The organism is Pseudaquabacterium terrae, from assembly GCF_013266755.1.
Classification (GTDB): domain Bacteria; phylum Pseudomonadota; class Gammaproteobacteria; order Burkholderiales; family Burkholderiaceae_C; genus Pseudaquabacterium; species Pseudaquabacterium terrae.
Genome location: NZ_JABRWJ010000020.1, coordinates 1 through 16661, shown reverse-complemented (window position 1 = coordinate 16661; position 16661 = coordinate 1). Strand labels below are relative to the sequence as shown.

Here is a 16661-nt window from a genome sequence, read left to right as displayed (position 1 = left end):
CCAAGGTAAGGCGCCCTGGGCGCCGCGATCACGCATTGCGCATGTCGCGGGGGGAGCAGCCAAATCGTGCGCGAAAGGCTCTACTGAAATGCGCCGCGTCACTGAAGCCCCAGGCGAAGGCGATCTCGCTCACGGTGCGCGCGGCGCGCGCCGGATCGCACAGGTCGCGACGGGCGGCGTCTAGGCGCTGGGACCAGATCCAATCGCTGAGCGAGCAGGGCTCGCCGGCCCAGGCTCTGTGCAGCGTGCTTGGCGAGAGCCGCAGGGCTTGCGCGATCTGCGTCACGCCGAGATCGGGGTCGGCCAGGCGCGATCGCACCAGCGCCTTGATCTGCTCGCGGTGATAGGCCGTCAACTGCGATACCGGCACCTGAGTGGCCGCGGGCAAGGTGGCGAGGCCGGCGATGAGGATCTGCGACACGCTGTCGGCCACTGCAGCGGCGGACTGCGGCGCCAGCGAGCCGATGTCGGCGGCGAGGGTGCGGATCATCTGGATCATCAGGTGGCCGGCGCCGCGATCGCCGCTCACCGTCGTGGCCGTCAGCCGCTGCGTGTCACGCAGGGCTGTGCGCAGCGTCGGGCCGGGAAGCTTGAGCACGAACTGCTGGAAGTCGCTGTCGAAGGTGAGCTGATAAGGCCGCGTGCTGTCGTACAGCGCGAAGTCTCCGGGGCCGAGCACCGCGTCGCGCCCGTCTTGCGAAACGACGCCGCGGCCCTGGGTCTGGATGCTGACCAGAAAGTGGTCTTCGCTGGCGCGCGCGATCAGCGCCGGCGTTCGGCGCACGAACTGCGCGGTGGCGGTGACGCGCGACAGCTGCAGCGTGGCCAGTTCGTCGGAAACGATCTCACCGTCGATGACATCGCCGCCCGCGGGCGCGTCGCACTCCAGCTGCACATAGGTGTGGCAGACCATGTCGGTCCAGAAGGCCAGCCGGCGCGGTGCAGCGACGTCGTGGGTGCTGAGGGTGCTGGACATGCGCCACAGCATAGGCCGGCGCGCCGGGCGGCGCAACGGCGCTGCGCCTTGCAGTCAAGCACTGCGCCACGCTCAGGCAAGCCCCTGCGGCGGCACCTGCCTACGATCTGCACCACCTATCCGCCGGAGGCCACCATGCCAGCCAACCACCCCAAATTCCGCGCAGCCGCGATCCAGGCCGCCCCCGTATTCCTCGACCTCGACGCCTCGATAGACAAGGCGATCGGCCTGATCGCCGAGGCGGCCGCCAACGGCGCCAAGCTGATCGCATTCCCCGAAACCTGGCTGCCCGGCTATCCGTGGTTCATCTGGCTCGACTCTCCGGCCTGGGGCATGCAATTCATCCAGCGCTACCACGACCACTCGCTGGTCTACGGCACACCCGAAGCAGAGCGCATCGCGCATGCGGCCAAGGAGCACGCCATCGTGGTCGTCATGGGCTTGAGCGAGAAACAGGGCGGCAGTCTCTACATGGGGCAGTGGATCATCGATGCGGAGGGCCGGACGGTGGCGCAGCGCCGCAAGCTCAAGCCCACGCACGTGGAGCGCACCGTGTTTGGCGAAGGCGACGGCAGCGACCTGAGCGTGTACCCCACTGCGCTCGGCCGCATCGGCGCGCTGTGCTGCTGGGAGCACCTGCAACCGCTGTCGAAGTACGCGATGTATGCACAGAACGAACAGGTTCACATCGCCGCGTGGCCGAGTTTTTCGTTGTACCGCGGCGGCGCTTACGCGCTCGGGCCCGAAGTGAACAACGCCGCCAGCCGCGTCTACGCGGTCGAGGGCCAGTGCTTCGTGCTCGCGCCCTGCGCCACCGTCTCGCAGGAGATGGTGCAGCTGCTCTGCGGGGACGATCCGACGAAGCAGCAGCTGCTGTTGCCGGGCGGTGGCTTCACCGCCATCTACGCGCCCGATGGACAGTTGATGCACGAGCCGCTTGCCGAGGATGCGGAGGGCATCGTCTATGCCGATCTCGATCTCGGCATGATCTCGCTGGCCAAGGCGGCGGCCGACCCGGCCGGCCACTACGCGCGGCCGGACGTGACGCGCCTGTTGCTCGACAAGACGCCGGGCGACCGCATGGTGGTGCGCACCAGCGCGACCGGTGAACTGGGCCGAGGCGCAGACGACGAGATGGCGCCTGTGCCGCAACGCGATGACCTGGCCGAGGCGCCGCCCACGCTGCGCCGCGCCGCCTGACACACCGCGGAGGACACCATCATGGAATCGGCCATTCCCGCCCACCTGCAGTGCCCGCGCACGCGCCACCGCCGTGTTCCCGACGACTATGTGCCGCCTTATCCGTCCTTCGTCGCGCGTCACGCGCCGGGCGTGGTGCGCGTCGTGATGGCGTATTTCGGCGTGCAGCACCTCGGCCAAGCGGCGGCGGCCGATGCGGCGCTGAAGGACCTTGCCGCTTCGTTCGCGTGCGATGGCTGCCCGGCCCACTGGGATCGATCGAGCTACACCGACGAAGCCGGCTACACGAACGTGATCTGCGCGGCGTACTGGGACGATCCCGGGCGCTTCGACGCATGGTTTGCGGTGCATGGAGCGAAGTGGACGAGCGAGCCGCGCGCCGGCGTGGGCACGTTCATCGAAGGCGTGCGCCCCGACGTGCGGCGCTACGAGACGCTGTTCTCCGCGCCCGATCGCCGCGAGGGCATCGCGACGCTCGCTGCGGGCATGAGCGACATGGTCACCGAGCATGCCTACTGGGGCGGTGCGCGCGACCGCATCCCGGCCTCGCAGATCGACGCGATGGAGTCAACGGGCGCGCCTCGCCTGGTGCGCGATGGTGGGCGGGTGATGGTGGTGCCGCACGACAACCTGTGCCTGATCCGCTCCGGCCAGGACTGGGGCGACACGCAAGCCGAAGAGCGAGCCATGTATCAACGCGACGTGGAGCCGGTATTGCGCGCAGGCATGGCCTTCCTGCGAGACGAGGGCCTCGCGATCGGCTGCTTTGCCAATCGCTACCTGAGCGTGGAAACAGCCGACGGCCGCAGCACCGAAAAGAGCTTCGGCATGAGCTGGTGGAAGAGCCTGGCCGCGCTTGAACGCTGGGCCGAATCACACCCCACGCACGTGGCTATCTTCGGTGCCGCGATGAAGTACCTGTCGACCCTGGGCCCGGCGGCCAAGCTGAAGCTCTACCACGAGGTGACGGTGGCTCGTGCGGACGAGCAATTTTTCGAGTACCTCAACTGCCACGACCGCAGTGGCATGTTGAGGGCGGCGTAACAGACCTCAGACGAATGCTGCCGTTCGGGTGCACCCGCTTCTGGCCTGGGACGTTCGCGACCGACTGGTTGTGGCCCTGACCGTCGGCGACGACCGTCAACTCGCCGGCATCCCCAAGTTTGATGACGGCCTTTCAGCGCGGCCTTGATCCAACAGCCGACCGGGCCCGATCCGAAGCGGCCCTACGTTCGCGCACGCCTAGACCGTCGGAACCGTCCCCCCGTCAATCAAGTGTTCCGAGCCTGAAATGGAGCCTGCCCGGGGTGACACCAGGAAGGTGATCAGGTCGGCAACTTCCTGCGGCTTGGCTGGCCGGCCCAGCGGAATACCGCCAAGCGATTGCATGATGATCTGCCTGCCACCCTCATAGTCCGTACCGGCCTGGCTTGCCAGTCGCTGGGCCAGCGCGACGGACGCGTCGGTCTCGACCCACCCTGGCGAGACGCGCAGCACGCGCACGCCCTTCGGTGTCACCTCCTTGGACAATGCCTTGCTGTAAGTGGACAATGCAGCCTTGGCGGACGCATAGGCAGTCGTCGATTCCGGCAGTGGCAGCAGTCGCTGGATCGAGCTGACGTGGACGATCACACCCGAGCCTTGTGCCAGCATCGCGGGCAGCAGTGCACGGTCGAGCCGTACCGCCGGCATCAGGTTCTGGTTCAGCTCCTTAAGCCACTGGGCATCGTCCAGGGCCGCAAAGCCACCGCCGGGCGCGCTCGAACCACCCAGTACATTGACCAGAATGTCGATGCCTCCCCAACGCTTCAGCACTGAACCCGTTACTTCAGCCGCTCCTTCGGCCGTCAAGAGATCCGCTGCGACATACACCACGCCTTCGATCGGATTCTTCGGCTCGGAGCGCGCAGTCGTGATCACCTCGACGCCTGCATCGCTCAGGCCTTGAACCACCGCCGCGCCGACTCCTTTGGTGCCGCCTGTGACCAACGCCCGCAGGCCTTTCAGTTGAAGATCGAAGCTCATACCGCGATCTCCAGTGACGCGATCAGGCCGCGCTCGAGTCGAAATCGGTAATGAAGATCGACGGGGCTGCCGGGGAAGTTGCCGCTGACCCGGCCGCGGACGACCTGGAAGCCTTCCTCTTTCACCAATGCAAACGGTTCAGTCGTGTAGCTGTATCGGGCTGATGCCGCCGCCATCCACGCCTTGATGGCTTCGAGGCCGGCGTAGGTGTGGCCTTCGTCTTTCACCACGGCTTGTGGAGTGAAGCATCGGGCCAGAGCTTCGGGATTCTGTTGGTCGGCCGCAAAGTAAGCGGCAATCGGCTCGGGAAGGATCAAGGTGCGCATGGGGACTCCTTGTTGATGATGTCGACAGAATGCGCGCGAGCGAGAGTTTAGGGAATCACCTAGAATCTTTATGAGCTATGTAGATAAAGATACAGAATGCGCGGATCCGAATTTGCCGAGCTGAAGGCCTTTGCCGCAGTGGTGGAGCGGGCAAGCTTTGCGCGCGCAGCGGATCATTTGGGGCTTTCGCCCTCAGCGCTGAGTCAGACCATTCGGCAGCTCGAAGAACGGCTTGGGACGCGGCTGTTGAACCGCACCACGCGCAGCGTTGCCCCAACCGTCACCGGGGAGCAGTTGTACGGACGGATAGCGCCGCTGATCCGAGAAATGGCCGAGGCGGTGACCGAGGCCACCGCCTCGGCCGGAAAGACGAGCGGCACGTTGCGCATCAACACCTTGGGGATGGCCGCCCGGCAGATCATCGCCCCCCGGCTACGTCGGTTCCATGACGCGCACCCCGAAGTGACGCTGGACATCGTGGTCGACGACGGATTGAGCGATATCGTCACGGGTCGCTTCGATGCCGGCATCCGCGTGGGCGCGCGGCTGGAGAAGGACATGATCGCCGTGCGACTGACGCCTGACGTGAAGATGATGGCGGTGGCGTCGCCGGACTATCTGGAGCGTCGCGGCACACCGCGCTCGCCCGCCGACCTGCACGGCCACGACTGCATCAACTGGCGACTCGAGTTCGATGGCCGGGCTTACCGCTGGGCGTTTTCGAAGAAGGGCAAGCGGCTCGAGGTAGCGGTGGAAGGACCGCTGGTCACCAATCATTCGGGCACCGGCGTCGCCGCAGCCCTGCAAGGGCTCGGCATCGCTTATGCCTTCGACCTCGAGTGCTTCGATGAGCATCTCGCACGGGGAAGGCTGGTGCAAGTGCTCGCTGACTGGTCGATCTCACGTCCGGGGCTGTTCCTTTATCACCCCAGCAGACGCCACGTGCCAGCCGCTCTGCGGGCGTTCATCGACTGCCTATTGGACAAGGATTGGTCCGGCGCTAAGGGCAGGCCGGATGCTTCTGGTTGATCTGACTGCTTCTGGCCGAGTCCGTGAAATCGCCCGTCGGTTTCCTCCCTAGAGGCTTATGCAACACCTGCCCGCAGGCACCGCGTCTGTGCCATCACCAGCGCAACGGCAGGTGGCGCACACCCTTAACTGGAGCGGCCGGTGAGCGCTGGCAGGCCGCTCTGCAGCGGTTCGGCCGGTTGGCCATCCCGTGACTGGAGCCAGACGCCGGGCCGCTACGTGCGGCACCGCAGATCTGCCGGCAGCACACACAAGGGTGCCAAAGTGCTCACTGCGCGCGCTCGCCCAATCTGGCGACGAACGCTTCGAGACCGCCCGATCTGAAGAAGTCGATGGCGCATGCGAGAGCCGGGTCTGGTGCACTGGCATCCGAGCACTGCGCGGGATCGACGCGCGCGCGTGCCTTGCGCGTCGCCACAGCGTCCGCTGGCCGCGCCGTGTCATCGGAACTGCCGCGCAGTTTGTCCGCGACCAGTTCGATGTCGGGTGCGACGCCAATGCGTTGCACCGTCTGCCCAGAGGGGCCGTAGTAGTTGGCAGTCGTGAGCTTGATCGCACCACCGTCCTGCCCGAGCGGCAGTGTGGTCTGGACGCTGCCCTTGCCGAAGCTGCGCTGCCCCATCACCGTCGCGCGGCCATGGTGCTGCAGCGCGTCCGCCACGAGCTCGGACGCCGATGCCGAGCGTCTATCGATCAGCACGACCATCGGCAAGCCTGGCAGCAGTTCCGCCGGGTCGGCCTGCCACGAACGCGACCGCGTCGACTCCTGGCGGCGCAGCGACACGATTTCACCGCCATTCATGAAGGTGTCGGCGACCTTGACGGCCTCGATCAGAAGTCCGCCCGGGTTGCTGCGCAGGTCGAGCACCACGGCTTTCGGCCGTGCCACGGCGGCCGCCTGCGTGATGGCCTGCTCGAGTGCCGCCGCGACCGACGGACCGAACCCCGCCAATCGCAGCACCAGCACGTCGCCCTCCATGCTGGTGCGCAGGAGTTGACGGCGAATCGTGTCGCGCTTGAGCGCGACGGTGATCTCCGGATCGTGAGCGCTGCGCTGGACCGTGATCGACACCGGCGTTCCGGGTCGGCCACGCATGCGGGCGATGGCGTCGCTCAGCGGCATGCCCGACAGCGGCTCGGAGTCGACGCGCACGATCAGGTCGCCGGGTGCCAGCATGTTCGCGCGTGCGGCCGGGCTGTCGGGTATCAGCGACACGATGCGCACGGCACCGCCGCTGGACTCGACCTGCAGCCCCAGCCCGCCGAATCCCGCCGGCGTTTCGTGGCGCTCGTTGCCGTAGGTCCGGGCGTCGATGTAGCGGAAGTGCGGATCGATCGAGCGCAGCGAGGCCGCCGCTGCGTTGACGGCCGTCCGGAATACCTTCTCAGGGTCGCCGACGAACGGAGCAAGGGGTTCAAGCGCGCGAGTCGCGTCGCGCGCCAGGGCATCAAGTTCGACCGTCGCGGAGCTGCTGCGCTTGAGCCGCTGCAGCAGGATCGCGAGCAGTTCGCGATAGCGCACCGCATCATCGCCGGGCGTGACCGCTCGCGAGTAGGCGTCTTGCAGCGCCTCAAGCGCGGACGGCTCGGTTGATGCGGGCGTTGTGCCCCACGACGGGCCGCCAGCCAGGATGGAACAGGTCAAGGCCCACCGGGCGAATATCGTCCTGCCATTCATCATCGAACTCCGCTCCTGGTTCGCGCAGCGGGATGTCCCTGCCCCCGCTGCGCTTGGAGCAAGAGCGTGCAGGAAAGTTGCCGACCCTGCGATGCGTGCTTATCCTCGCGCCGCTCGGTGATCGCCAGTGAATTGGACCTGGAAGGGCTTGCCGGCCTTGGCAGGGCCGGGGACGCGCAGGACGATGGGCTCCATGGCGACGGTCAGTCGCTGTCCGGCAAGGGCAATGCCCTGGGCCATGCGGAAGAGGACGTCGAATTCGCCGGATTGGGCGGGTGCGCGCAGATTGGCTGCAGTGGTGCCGGTTGCGATCGCATGCGAAAGAAGGGAGGCGGCTCGCGAACTCCCTTGCGGGTCAACCAGAACGATGCGATCGCCCGCGCCCGCAGGGCCGCTCCACCTGACCTGGAACGCGCGGTTGCCTTCCAGGTCAGGTGGAGCCAGCGCGCATCCGACTGCGGGGCGCATGATGGAGGCGCCCGATCAGCCGTTGTCGCCGCCGCCGCGGCACTCACGGGGCTGCGCGGCGTTGATGGCCCCAACGGGAGCCGGCACCCACTGGCCGCTCTGGAACATCTGGACCTGCCGCGCGCCCGCGACCGAGACGGCGGTGTGTCCGCTGGCGGATGGCCGGTCCAGGAAGACCATCATGCAGCTGTCGGCACCCGCTTTCAGGCGCCCTTCCAGCCAATCGCGCGTGCCGAGGCCGGCATCCATCACGCGCATCCTCGTGCCTTCAGGAACCGGCGGAGTGGCCCAGCTGAGCGGGGCAGCCAGCAGCGCGGCCAGCAGGACGGAAATCAACTTGCAGGAGAGCACATTCATCCCTTCTTTGCGAACGATTGGAACGGTCAAGCCCAGGCGCGTGCATCGGCAGAGACAAACAATCCCAGCTCTCGTCACTTGCGCTGTGGCCGCACTTGTCGCGTGGCGGCCAAGGGCGATCCTGCCAGGAGGGCTGGAGCGCGAACGAGGAAACACAGCGCCCGGGAAGACGATCATTTGAAAAGGTGCAGGGCCGCGACCAGGCTGTATCGGCGGTGATGGTCCAGTGAGTCAGGGGCGACGTGGCACGCAGGCATTTTGGCCACGACTAGCAACTGGCGCCATGGGTGAAGGCCGGGGCAGCGGCCTCGAGTGCGGGGGGACTGCTGGATGGGTGACGATCGCAGGCGGCGACTCATGGGCGGTCGCGGGCAGTTGATCAACTTTGACGATGCAACGATCGTCAGTTGTACAGCGAGAGCTGACGCGCTGCTCTGTTCTCGTGTGCGCTCCAGTGGCTTTACGCCCTGTGCGCCTGGTCACATCCGATTTAACAGAACCGCCGCAGTCCGGACGTGCGGCAAATCGTGAAGGAATGCCGCTCCGCGCGTTCCGTGGACATGCCGACGCGTGTGCCGCGGCCGGACATGACTTGAGCCACTCCCGCGCCCTCGGCAGCACGGCGCATTGTTGCGCCTGTGGGCATCGGGCGGCCAAGCCGGTGGTTCATCGGACGCTGCCACGAACTGCTTGGCAGAGTCACGTTTGAGGCGCTTGCAACCGGCCAGATGCCCCGCCGGACGAACGTCGCAAAAGCACCTTCGGAGTTGCACGATGATCACACGCCGCCAATCCCTGTTGCTGCTGCCGGCTGCCGCTCTGGCGCCGCAATGCTTTGCTTTCGATCTGGGCAAGGCGTTGGGCGCCGCCCAGGGCCTCGTCAGCGCCAACAGCATCACCGACGACGAGATGCGTGCACAGTCGCGCCGCATGGTCGAGCAAATGGACGCGCGCGCGCCGATCGCGCCCGCGAACGACCCGTATGCCCGCCGCCTCGCCGCACTGACCCGACAGTGCCGCGATGACCAGGGCCTGGACCTCAACTACAAGGTCTACCTGACCAAGGACGTCAACGCCTTCGCCACCGCCGACGGCTCGATCCGCTTCTACAGCGGCCTGATGGACATGATGACCGACGACGAGGTCCGGTACGTCATCGGCCACGAGATCGGCCATGTGCAGGCCGGTCACTCGCGCAAGCGCATGCAGCTCGCGCTGAGTTCGGGCGCCCTGCAGCAAGCCGCTGCGGCTGCCGGCGGCAAGGCGGGAGCACTGGCCCAGTCGGAGCTCGGTGAGCTCTTCGTGAAGGTAGTTCGCGCACAGCATTCGCAAGGCAACGAGAATGAAGCGGACGACTACGCGATGCAGTTCCTCTCGCGCCGCCAGTACGACCGCCGCGCGGCCGTTACGGCCCTCGAAAAGTTGGGCAAGCTGTCCGGCGGCGGCTCGAACTGGCTGTCCACCCACCCAGCGCCGCGCGATCGCGCGCAGCGCATGCGCAATCAACTGGGCTGAGCCGCACCGGGAACAACGGACCGACGGTGGCGCCGGGGGGTACTCGCGCTGCTGGCGCTGCACGACGCGTACGCAGTGGCATGCACCTCAACGCTTCATCCCTGCAACTCATGTTCAAGGCCTTTCCGGAGATCGGCATGACGTTCACTCGGATCGTGACCACGGCAGTGTTCGCGGCTGGCCTGATGCTCGCCGCCGGTGCTGTGCAAGCTCAGCGCAAGGTCTTCGTCAACGGCCAACTCATGAACCCGCAGCAGATGCTCGTCCTGGACCGGATGCAGTGCACCTTCATCCCTAGCGGCAGCTACTGGCTCGACGCAGCAACCGGTGCCTGGGGCTACGCGGGCAATCCGAGACGGCAGGGGTTTGTCGGCGACCTGTGCCGCACTGGCGGGCAGAGCCATCGGAGTCTGAGCGAGCGCGGATTGCTCTACACACCTGGCGATCTGACCTTTCGGTGAGGAGATCGCTCCAGGGGCCCAGCCAGCCACCGCGAACACCCTGACGTCCGGCTCACCCGCGCGACCGTGAACCGAGCGATCTCTTCGGACGCGGGGCACGAGGGGCAGTGGCTCGGTCGGCCGCTCGGCCGCTTCGCAGCGTTGTCGGTCACTCGGGCGCGAAGGCCGAACTCACGCTATCTGGAATCAAGCAGTCGCCGAGCTCGGCGACCGCGAACGGGACGAAGGTCAGCGGTAGGCGGTACAGCGATCGTAGACCTGACGAATGACCCGCAGCACCGTTCCGCTGACTGGTCTTCTCCGACCTGAATTCGCGCTGCCGACCCACACCCGCCCGTCGAGCTTCTCCAACCTGCCCGACGGCCAGACCCCCGGCCTTTCGCGTTTCGCACCCAGGAAGCAGCCGCTCGCGGCCTCCGGGAGCGGCCCCAGTTCCTGACAGTGGACTCGACGCGTCGAGCGACAGCAAGATGACCACAGCCGCATGTCATGGACGTTTCGGCTGAATGCAGCTGGTCGGCGTTGATCGCCGACCGTGCGCTCCTACGCAAGCCGACTCTCGCGACACCACTTGGCGGCTGCCAGGTTCACTTCAGAAGCCAGGCGTCGACGCTTTGGATCAGGCGAAGGCCCGTTCATCCAGCTGCGAAATCCAACTTCTCATCCTGCAATTGCCGAGCTTGGCAATCACGCCGCAGCGCCTCCGTCAACGTCGAGCGAAATGCCCGTGATGAAGGCGGCGTCGGGGCCTGCGAGGAAGGCCACCGCCGCCGCGATCTCTTCGGGCCTGCCATAGCGATTGAGGGGGATGGCGGCCTTCTGCGTGGCCGCGAAGTCGCCCTCCTGCGGGTTCATCTCCGTATCGATCGAGCCTGGCTGCACGGTGTTGACAGTGATGCCGCGCGGGGCGAGGTCGCGCGCCCAGCCGCGCGTGTAGGCGGACACCGCTGCCTTCGTTGCCGAGTAGTCGGCCACACCTGGCCAGGGCGAGCGATCGGCGGCGCCGGAGCCGATCGAGATGATGCGGCCGTGGTCGCTGATGAGCGGCACCGCCGCGCGCACGGAAGCGGCCACGCCGCCGACGTTGATGGCGAACTGGCGCTCCAGCGCGGCCACGTCGATGTCGGGCGCACCGACTTGGCCGACCACGAACACGCCGGCGTTGTTGACGAGGATGTCGAGCTTACCGAAGTGGCGAGCGGCGTTGTTCACCAGCGCCTCGGCCTGTGTCGGCTCGGCTTGGTCCGCCTGAAAAGCTGCGGCGCGCACGCCCAGACCTTTCAGTTCCTCGACCAGCGCCTCGGCGCTGGCGGCCGAGGCCGAATAGCTGATGGCGACGTCGGCGCCGTCTTGCGCCAGGCGGCGCGCGATGGCAGCGCCGATGCCGCGTGAGCCGCCAGTGACGAGGGCGACCTTGTCGGCAAGGGGCTTGGACATGCTGTTCTCCCAGAAGTTGAGTTACGCGGCGAGCGCTTCAGCGGCATGGACGTTGGTGACGACGTCGATGTTGCCGTGAACGGCCTTCGAGTAAGGGCACATCGCATGAGCTGCATGCGCGATGGCTTGTGCCATGTCGGGTGCGACGCCGGGCATGTGCACATCGATCCGGGCTTGAATGAAGTACGCGCCCCCGGTCTGGCCGAGGTCGACTTCGATGTCGACCGACATGTCGGAGGGCAGGGCCACCTTCTTCGCCTTGGCCGCGTAGCCAAGTGCGCCGGTGTAGCAGGCGGACCAAGCTCCGGCAAACAACTGCTCAGCGGTCGGATGCAACTGGATCGCCTCGAGCACGATCTCGTTCTCGGCCTTGCCCGGAATCGACATCCTGATGTCGACGCGCTCTACGCCGCGCGGTGCGCCTTCACGGTGGCTGGCCGTCGTGTGGGTCTTGCCTGTCATCAGCACGGTTTGGATCTTGGTCGTGGTCATGTCGATTCCTTTCGGTGGGGTGCGTCGCCAAGTTTGGCGACGGAACGAAGTGTGGGATCGCAGCCTGCGCCAACCAAGACGGTGAGCGGGACAACTTTGTTTCCGCTTCGCTAATAATCCGGCGATGGACCAGATCACAGCCATGCGCGTGTTCGCCCGAGTCGTCGAAGCTGGCACCTTCACCCGAGCGGCCGACCTGCTGCAGATGCCTAAGCCGAGCGTGACGAAGATGGTCCAGCAACTGGAAGGCCACTTGCGTGTGAAGCTGCTGCAGCGCACGACGCGGCGTGTGACGGTGACGCCCGAAGGGGCGGCCTACTACGAGCGCATCTCTCGGGTTCTGACCGAGATTGACGACATAGAAGCCGATGTCACGAATGCACAGACCAGGGGCCGTCTGCGTGTGGACGTCGGTTCGTCATTGGCCAACCGAATCCTGATTCCCAGACTTCCGGAATTCCTGGCGCGCTACCCGCACATCCTGCTGGAGCTCGGCGTTGGCGACCGGCCGGTCCACCTGATTGGCGAGGGAGTGGATTGCGTACTGCGCGGGGGGGAGCTGAGCGACCCGTCGCTGGTGGCGCGCCGCGTCGCACAGATGCGCTACATGACCTGCGCGACGCCCGATTACCTGAAGCGCCACGGTGTGCCCGCGACGCCGGCCGATCTCTTCGACGGGCACCGGGTAGTGAGCTATTTCTCGTCGCGCACGGGTCGCGACATTCCGCCGTTCTACGAGCGCGACGGCGAGCGCATCGAGATCAACGGGCACGCAGTCATCGCGGTCAACGAAAGCACGGCCCACCTGACGGCGCTGTTGACCGGGCTCGGCGTGGCACAGACCTTTGCCTTCATGGCGCAGCCACACGTCGAGAGCGGCGCGCTGGTCGAGATACTGGCCGGCTGGGAACCTCCGCCGATGCCCGTGTCAGTTGCGTATCCGTCGAGTCGGCACGTGAGTGCCAAGCTGCGAGCCTTTGTCGACTGGACGGTGGAAGTGTTCGCGCCGTACGGGCCTGCCGGTCGACGGTGAGAGGACACAAACCCCACCACGGTGAACTGCATGCTTCAGCCGAAGGATCTGTGGATGAACAGGTCGACCACTGCGGCGCCGAACTTGCGACGAAGCTTGTCCAGGTAGGCTTGGTCGACCGTGTTGACGTAGTTCAGGAGGCCCGATAGCCCAATGACATCGTTTATTGTTTCAACCTGCGAAGGCCGCCATCGGGCATCTGACCGCAGGATTCCCATAGAGCCGAACCTCGTCGATCCGGACAGGCCATTCGAGCTGGGGAACCCATTCGGCCTGAGGAAAGCAGTTCTTCCGGTCTTTCGACGAGACCCCCAGGGACGAATATTTGGGCGAGGCACGGCGTTTCACGGCCTTGCTCCTTCATCAAGATTGAGGACGGGTTTACCCCGATCCGATGAGCCGGCCGACGGCTTGGCATCGGTTGCAGTGGCTGTTCATTCGCAGCCTCTTTGGCTGTGATTGAATTGCGCGAACGCGTCCAGACCGCGTCCGGCACCGTGAGCCAGCTTGGGCAACTCAGCACGAGCAAGCGGAACGTCGCCGCTTGTCTATGGGAGATGTGCAGATGATCACGCGCGGCTCGCAATGGCATCGTTGGGACCCGCACATCCACGGGCCGGGCACCCTGCTGAACGACCAGTTCGGCGGTGGCGATCCGTGGGAGGCGTACTTGAAGGCCGTCGAAGGCTGCGCGCCGCGCATCGAAGCGCTCGGGGTCACCGACTACTACACAACGAACACGTATGAAGCGGTTCGACTCCGCAGAGAGCAGGGACGACTCTCGGACGTCAAGTTGCTCTTCCCGAACATTGAGCTTCGCTTGGACGTTGCGGCCAAGACAGGGTTCGTCAATCTCCACCTCCTAGTGAGTCCGGACGATCCTGATCACGTGAACGAGATCAAGCGCTTCCTGTCGCGTCTGCACTTCGGCGCGCACAGCGACCGATACGACTGCACCGAGGCCGATCTGATCCGGCTGGGCAAGGCGGCGGATGCATCGATCAAGGACGACAGGAAGGCGCTGGCGCACGGTGCCACACAGTTCAGGGTCAGCTTCGACGGGCTCCGCAGCGCATTCAAAGAGAGCGCTTGGGCGAGAGACAACATCCTCATCGCCGTCGCAGGCGCGAAGGGCGACGGCACCTCGGGACTGCAGCAGGCTGCGGACAAGACGATCCGTCAGGAGATCGAGAAGTTCTCGCACATCATCTTCGCCGGCAGTCCGTCGCAGCGTGAGTTCTGGCTTGGCCTGAAGGATGTCACCGCCGACCAACTGCAGGACAGGTATGGCGGCTGCAAACCCTGCCTCAACGGCTGCGATGCGCATGATCTCGCGAGCATCGGCCGCCCAGCCGAGGACCGCTACACCTGGGTCAAGGGTGCGCTGACTTTCGATGCGCTGCGCCAGGCTTGCATCGATCCGCACGGCCGCGCCTGGGTTGGCAGCGAACCGCCCAAGGGCGCGATGCCTTCGCAGGCCGTCTCGCAGGTCCGCATCATCGACGCATCGTGGATCACGACCAGCGACATTCCGCTCAACGCCGGACTCGTCGCGATCATCGGTGCGCGCGGGTCTGGCAAGACCGCGCTCGCGGACATGGTTGCTGCGGGGTGCAACGCGATCTCCTCGAGCGCGTGGAACGCGGACGAGAACATCAGCCCTTCGTTCCTGGTCAGGGCGCGTCCGCTGGTCGGCAATGCGCGCGTGGCTTTGTCGTGGGGCGGCGGCGATACGTCGGTCTCTCGACTCGACGGCAGGGATGCCGACGATCTTGCCTATCCTCGCGCGCGATATCTGTCACAGCAGTTCGTCGAGGAACTGTGTTCTTCGAAGGGAGCCTCGGAGGGACTCGTGCGCGAGATCGAGCGGGTCGTCTTCGAGGCGCACACGCAGGATGGCCAGGAGGGCGCCTACAGCTTCGAAGAGCTTCGCGAGCAGCGCACACTGCGCTATCAGCAGGCGCGCCGGCTGGAAGGGGAGTCGATCGTGGCGATTTCGGATCGCATCGCCACGGAACTGGAGAACGAAGCGCTCGTCGAGACACTGACCACGCAGGTGGCCGCAAAGGACAAGTTGATAAAGGGCTACATCGCAGACCAGTCCAAACTCGCGATCAAGAAGGGCACCGAAGCACAAGTCCAGCGTCACACGGCACTGGCGGAAACGGCTTCATCTTTGACGGCCAAGGTCAACGCCTTCGGCGCGCAGCGCAGGACCTTTGTCGCGATGCAGGACGAGGTGAAAAACACGCGCAATGCCAAATCGCCCGAGATGCTGCGCGACGTTATGTCCCGGCACCATGGCAGCGGTCTGGATGCCAAGCAGTGGGACGACTTTCTGTTGGTCTACAAGGGCAACGTCGACTCGGCCTTGACCGGTTACATCGCTTGGGCGGACAAAGAGATCGCGAAGATCAACGGCACCGTGCCGGCGCCTGGGGATCCCAAGGTCCCGCTGATTCCGTTGGATGCGGACCTGAAGCAGTCGACGATCGCCTTGCTGCGTGCCGAAATGACGAGGTTGGAGCTGTCAATCAGCGCGGACAAGGCAGTGCAGAACCAGTATGCGGCGCTGTCCAAGAAGATCTCGACCGAGAAGGCGGCGTTGCAGACACTTAAGACCCGGCTGGAGAACGCGAAGGGCGCGTTCGAACGTCGCAAGGTTTTACAGCGTGAGCGCGACGAAGCTTATGGTCGTCTGTTCGCAGCGGTGATCAAAGAACAGGAGGCGTTGATCGAGTTGTATGCGCCGCTGATGCGGCGGCTGGACGCGATGAGTGGCACGTTGAAACGGCTGAGCGTTAAGGTCAGACGTGTCGCCGACATTGCCGGCTGGGCCACCGAAGGGGAAGAAGAGTTGATCGATCGCCGCAAGGCCGGCTCGTTCTACGGGATCGGTGCTCTACAAAAGGTCGTCCGCGCGGAACTTCAGCCGGCATGGGAGACTGGCTCGGCACAAGACATCGAAGGGGCCATGTCCGCCTTCGTAGCCGCGCACTACAAAGAACTGCTCGCTCATGCTCCGTACGCACCGACCGAGCAGGAGGCGTTCCGGCACTGGCTGAAGCGGTTCGCGCAGTGGCTGTTCAGCACCGACCACATTGCGGTCCAGTACGAGATCGTCTACGACGGAGTCGACATCCGCAAACTCTCGCCGGGTACGAGAGGCATCGTCCTACTGCTGCTCTACCTCGCGCTCGACGACGCCGACGACCGTCCGCTGATCATTGACCAGCCCGAAGAGAACCTCGATCCGAAATCGGTGTTCGACGAACTGGTCAACTTGTTCGTAGTGGCGAAGGCCAAGCGACAGGTAATCATGGTTACGCACAACGCGAACCTGGTCATCAACACCGACGCCGATCAAATCATCGTGGCGAACACCAGCCCTGCAGCGGACGGCGGCTTGCCGACCTTCAGCTACATCGCCGGCGGGTTGGAAGATGCCGGGATCCGCAAGGTCGTGTGCGACATCCTCGAAGGGGGTGAGAAGGCGTTTACCGAACGGGCGCGGCGCCTGCGGGTGAAACTGCTCCGCTAACAGGCCGTTGAATTACCGCCGATGAAAGCGCGTTCCACCATCGCTACGCCGGTTGGCAAGGTCATACAGCCCGTCGGTGCCGCCGGAGCGACCTCAACTGGCCTGTTTCGCGGCCATTCGAGC

At 65.4% G+C, this 16661-nt stretch carries 15 protein-coding genes; 7 read left to right on the top strand and 8 right to left on the bottom strand.

Going from position 1 to position 16661, the window contains the following annotated elements; translation table 11 throughout:
* Positions 1 to 28 precede the first annotated feature (28 nt).
* Positions 29 to 976 carry an AraC-like ligand-binding domain-containing protein gene (locus tag HLB44_RS35080; RefSeq protein ID WP_173135114.1) on the bottom strand — a complete coding sequence of 316 codons (948 nt, stop codon included), beginning with the start codon at positions 974 to 976 and terminating at the stop codon, positions 29 to 31.
* A gap of 135 nt (positions 977 to 1111) precedes the next feature.
* On the opposite strand from HLB44_RS35080, the gene HLB44_RS35075 reads away from it, so the two are divergent.
* Entirely contained in the window at positions 1112 to 2176 is a 1065-nt protein-coding gene (locus HLB44_RS35075; protein ID WP_173135048.1) for a carbon-nitrogen hydrolase family protein, read from the top strand.
* A gap of 21 nt (positions 2177 to 2197) precedes the next feature.
* Positions 2198 to 3220, top strand: a complete 1023-nt coding sequence (locus HLB44_RS35070) for a phenylacetaldoxime dehydratase family protein (protein WP_173135046.1) — start codon at positions 2198 to 2200, stop codon at positions 3218 to 3220.
* A 198-nt stretch (positions 3221 to 3418) separates the two neighbouring features.
* On the opposite strand, the gene HLB44_RS35065 is transcribed toward HLB44_RS35070, so the two are convergent.
* Together HLB44_RS35065 and HLB44_RS35060 are read right to left on the bottom strand one after the other, a co-directional pair.
* The gene (locus HLB44_RS35065) at positions 3419 to 4201 is read right to left on the bottom strand and encodes an SDR family oxidoreductase (RefSeq protein WP_173135044.1); all 783 of its coding nucleotides are present in this window, start codon (positions 4199 to 4201) and stop codon (positions 3419 to 3421) included.
* Positions 4198 to 4527, bottom strand: coding sequence for a nuclear transport factor 2 family protein (locus tag HLB44_RS35060; protein ID WP_173135042.1), 330 nt, complete (start codon positions 4525 to 4527; stop codon positions 4198 to 4200). Before HLB44_RS35060 ends, HLB44_RS35065 begins: the two co-directional genes overlap by 4 nt.
* Before the next feature lie 96 nt (positions 4528 to 4623).
* Here HLB44_RS35060 and HLB44_RS35055 point away from each other — a divergent pair, with 96 nt between their 5' ends.
* Entirely contained in the window at positions 4624 to 5556 is a 933-nt protein-coding gene (locus HLB44_RS35055; protein WP_173135039.1) for a LysR family transcriptional regulator, read from the top strand.
* A gap of 268 nt (positions 5557 to 5824) precedes the next feature.
* Here the strand turns inward: HLB44_RS35055 and HLB44_RS35050 are convergent, their stop codons facing one another.
* The 3 genes from HLB44_RS35050 to HLB44_RS35040 form a co-directional block, all read right to left on the bottom strand.
* Positions 5825 to 7234 carry a S41 family peptidase gene (locus tag HLB44_RS35050; RefSeq protein WP_173135035.1) on the bottom strand — a complete coding sequence of 470 codons (1410 nt, stop codon included), beginning with the start codon at positions 7232 to 7234 and terminating at the stop codon, positions 5825 to 5827.
* 99 nt (positions 7235 to 7333) lie between these two features.
* Complete coding sequence (locus tag HLB44_RS35045) at positions 7334 to 7702, bottom strand: hypothetical protein (RefSeq protein WP_173135032.1); 369 nt, start codon at positions 7700 to 7702, stop codon at positions 7334 to 7336.
* A 15-nt stretch (positions 7703 to 7717) separates the two neighbouring features.
* Entirely contained in the window at positions 7718 to 8089 is a 372-nt protein-coding gene (locus HLB44_RS35040) for a hypothetical protein (RefSeq protein WP_173135029.1), read from the bottom strand.
* A gap of 768 nt (positions 8090 to 8857) precedes the next feature.
* Here HLB44_RS35040 and HLB44_RS35035 point away from each other — a divergent pair.
* Together HLB44_RS35035 and HLB44_RS35030 are read left to right on the top strand one after the other, a co-directional pair.
* A complete protein-coding gene (locus tag HLB44_RS35035) occupies positions 8858 to 9574 on the top strand; it encodes a M48 family metalloprotease (RefSeq protein ID WP_246312653.1) in 717 nt (238 codons plus the stop codon).
* Positions 9575 to 9654: 80 nt separating this feature from the next.
* Entirely contained in the window at positions 9655 to 10035 is a 381-nt protein-coding gene (locus tag HLB44_RS35030) for a hypothetical protein (protein ID WP_173135027.1), read from the top strand.
* Between the two features lie 687 nt (positions 10036 to 10722).
* Here the strand turns inward: HLB44_RS35030 and HLB44_RS35025 are convergent.
* The gene (locus HLB44_RS35025; RefSeq protein ID WP_173135024.1) at positions 10723 to 11472 is read right to left on the bottom strand and encodes an SDR family NAD(P)-dependent oxidoreductase; all 750 of its coding nucleotides are present in this window, start codon (positions 11470 to 11472) and stop codon (positions 10723 to 10725) included.
* Positions 11473 to 11493: 21 nt separating this feature from the next.
* Positions 11494 to 11964, bottom strand: coding sequence for an Ohr family peroxiredoxin (locus HLB44_RS35020; RefSeq protein ID WP_173135021.1), 471 nt, complete (start codon positions 11962 to 11964; stop codon positions 11494 to 11496).
* 124 nt (positions 11965 to 12088) lie between these two features.
* Here HLB44_RS35020 and HLB44_RS35015 point away from each other — a divergent pair, with 124 nt between their 5' ends.
* The gene (locus HLB44_RS35015; RefSeq protein WP_173135018.1) at positions 12089 to 12997 is read left to right on the top strand and encodes a LysR family transcriptional regulator; all 909 of its coding nucleotides are present in this window, start codon (positions 12089 to 12091) and stop codon (positions 12995 to 12997) included.
* 565 nt (positions 12998 to 13562) lie between these two features.
* Positions 13563 to 16538, top strand: coding sequence for a TrlF family AAA-like ATPase (locus tag HLB44_RS35010; RefSeq protein WP_173135016.1), 2976 nt, complete (start codon positions 13563 to 13565; stop codon positions 16536 to 16538).
* Positions 16539 to 16661: the final 123 nt, after the last annotated feature.

Bases quoted from the DNA above. Each gene is read 5' to 3' on its own strand.
- HLB44_RS35080 (WP_173135114.1), bottom strand. From the start codon at position 976: ATGTCCAGCACCCTCAGCACCCACGACGTCGCTGCACCGCGCCGGCTG.
- HLB44_RS35075 (WP_173135048.1), top strand. From the start codon at position 1,112: ATGCCAGCCAACCACCCCAAATTCCGCGCAGCCGCGATCCAGGCCGCC.
- HLB44_RS35070 (WP_173135046.1), top strand. From the start codon at position 2,198: ATGGAATCGGCCATTCCCGCCCACCTGCAGTGCCCGCGCACGCGCCAC.
- HLB44_RS35065 (WP_173135044.1), bottom strand. From the start codon at position 4,201: ATGAGCTTCGATCTTCAACTGAAAGGCCTGCGGGCGTTGGTCACAGGC.
- HLB44_RS35060 (WP_173135042.1), bottom strand. From the start codon at position 4,527: ATGCGCACCTTGATCCTTCCCGAGCCGATTGCCGCTTACTTTGCGGCC.
- HLB44_RS35055 (WP_173135039.1), top strand. From the start codon at position 4,624: ATGCGCGGATCCGAATTTGCCGAGCTGAAGGCCTTTGCCGCAGTGGTG.
- HLB44_RS35050 (WP_173135035.1), bottom strand. From the start codon at position 7,234: ATGAATGGCAGGACGATATTCGCCCGGTGGGCCTTGACCTGTTCCATC.
- HLB44_RS35045 (WP_173135032.1), bottom strand. From the start codon at position 7,702: ATGCGCCCCGCAGTCGGATGCGCGCTGGCTCCACCTGACCTGGAAGGC.
- HLB44_RS35030 (WP_173135027.1), top strand. From the start codon at position 9,655: ATGCACCTCAACGCTTCATCCCTGCAACTCATGTTCAAGGCCTTTCCG.
- HLB44_RS35025 (WP_173135024.1), bottom strand. From the start codon at position 11,472: ATGTCCAAGCCCCTTGCCGACAAGGTCGCCCTCGTCACTGGCGGCTCA.
- HLB44_RS35020 (WP_173135021.1), bottom strand. From the start codon at position 11,964: ATGACCACGACCAAGATCCAAACCGTGCTGATGACAGGCAAGACCCAC.
- HLB44_RS35015 (WP_173135018.1), top strand. From the start codon at position 12,089: ATGGACCAGATCACAGCCATGCGCGTGTTCGCCCGAGTCGTCGAAGCT.
- HLB44_RS35010 (WP_173135016.1), top strand. From the start codon at position 13,563: ATGATCACGCGCGGCTCGCAATGGCATCGTTGGGACCCGCACATCCAC.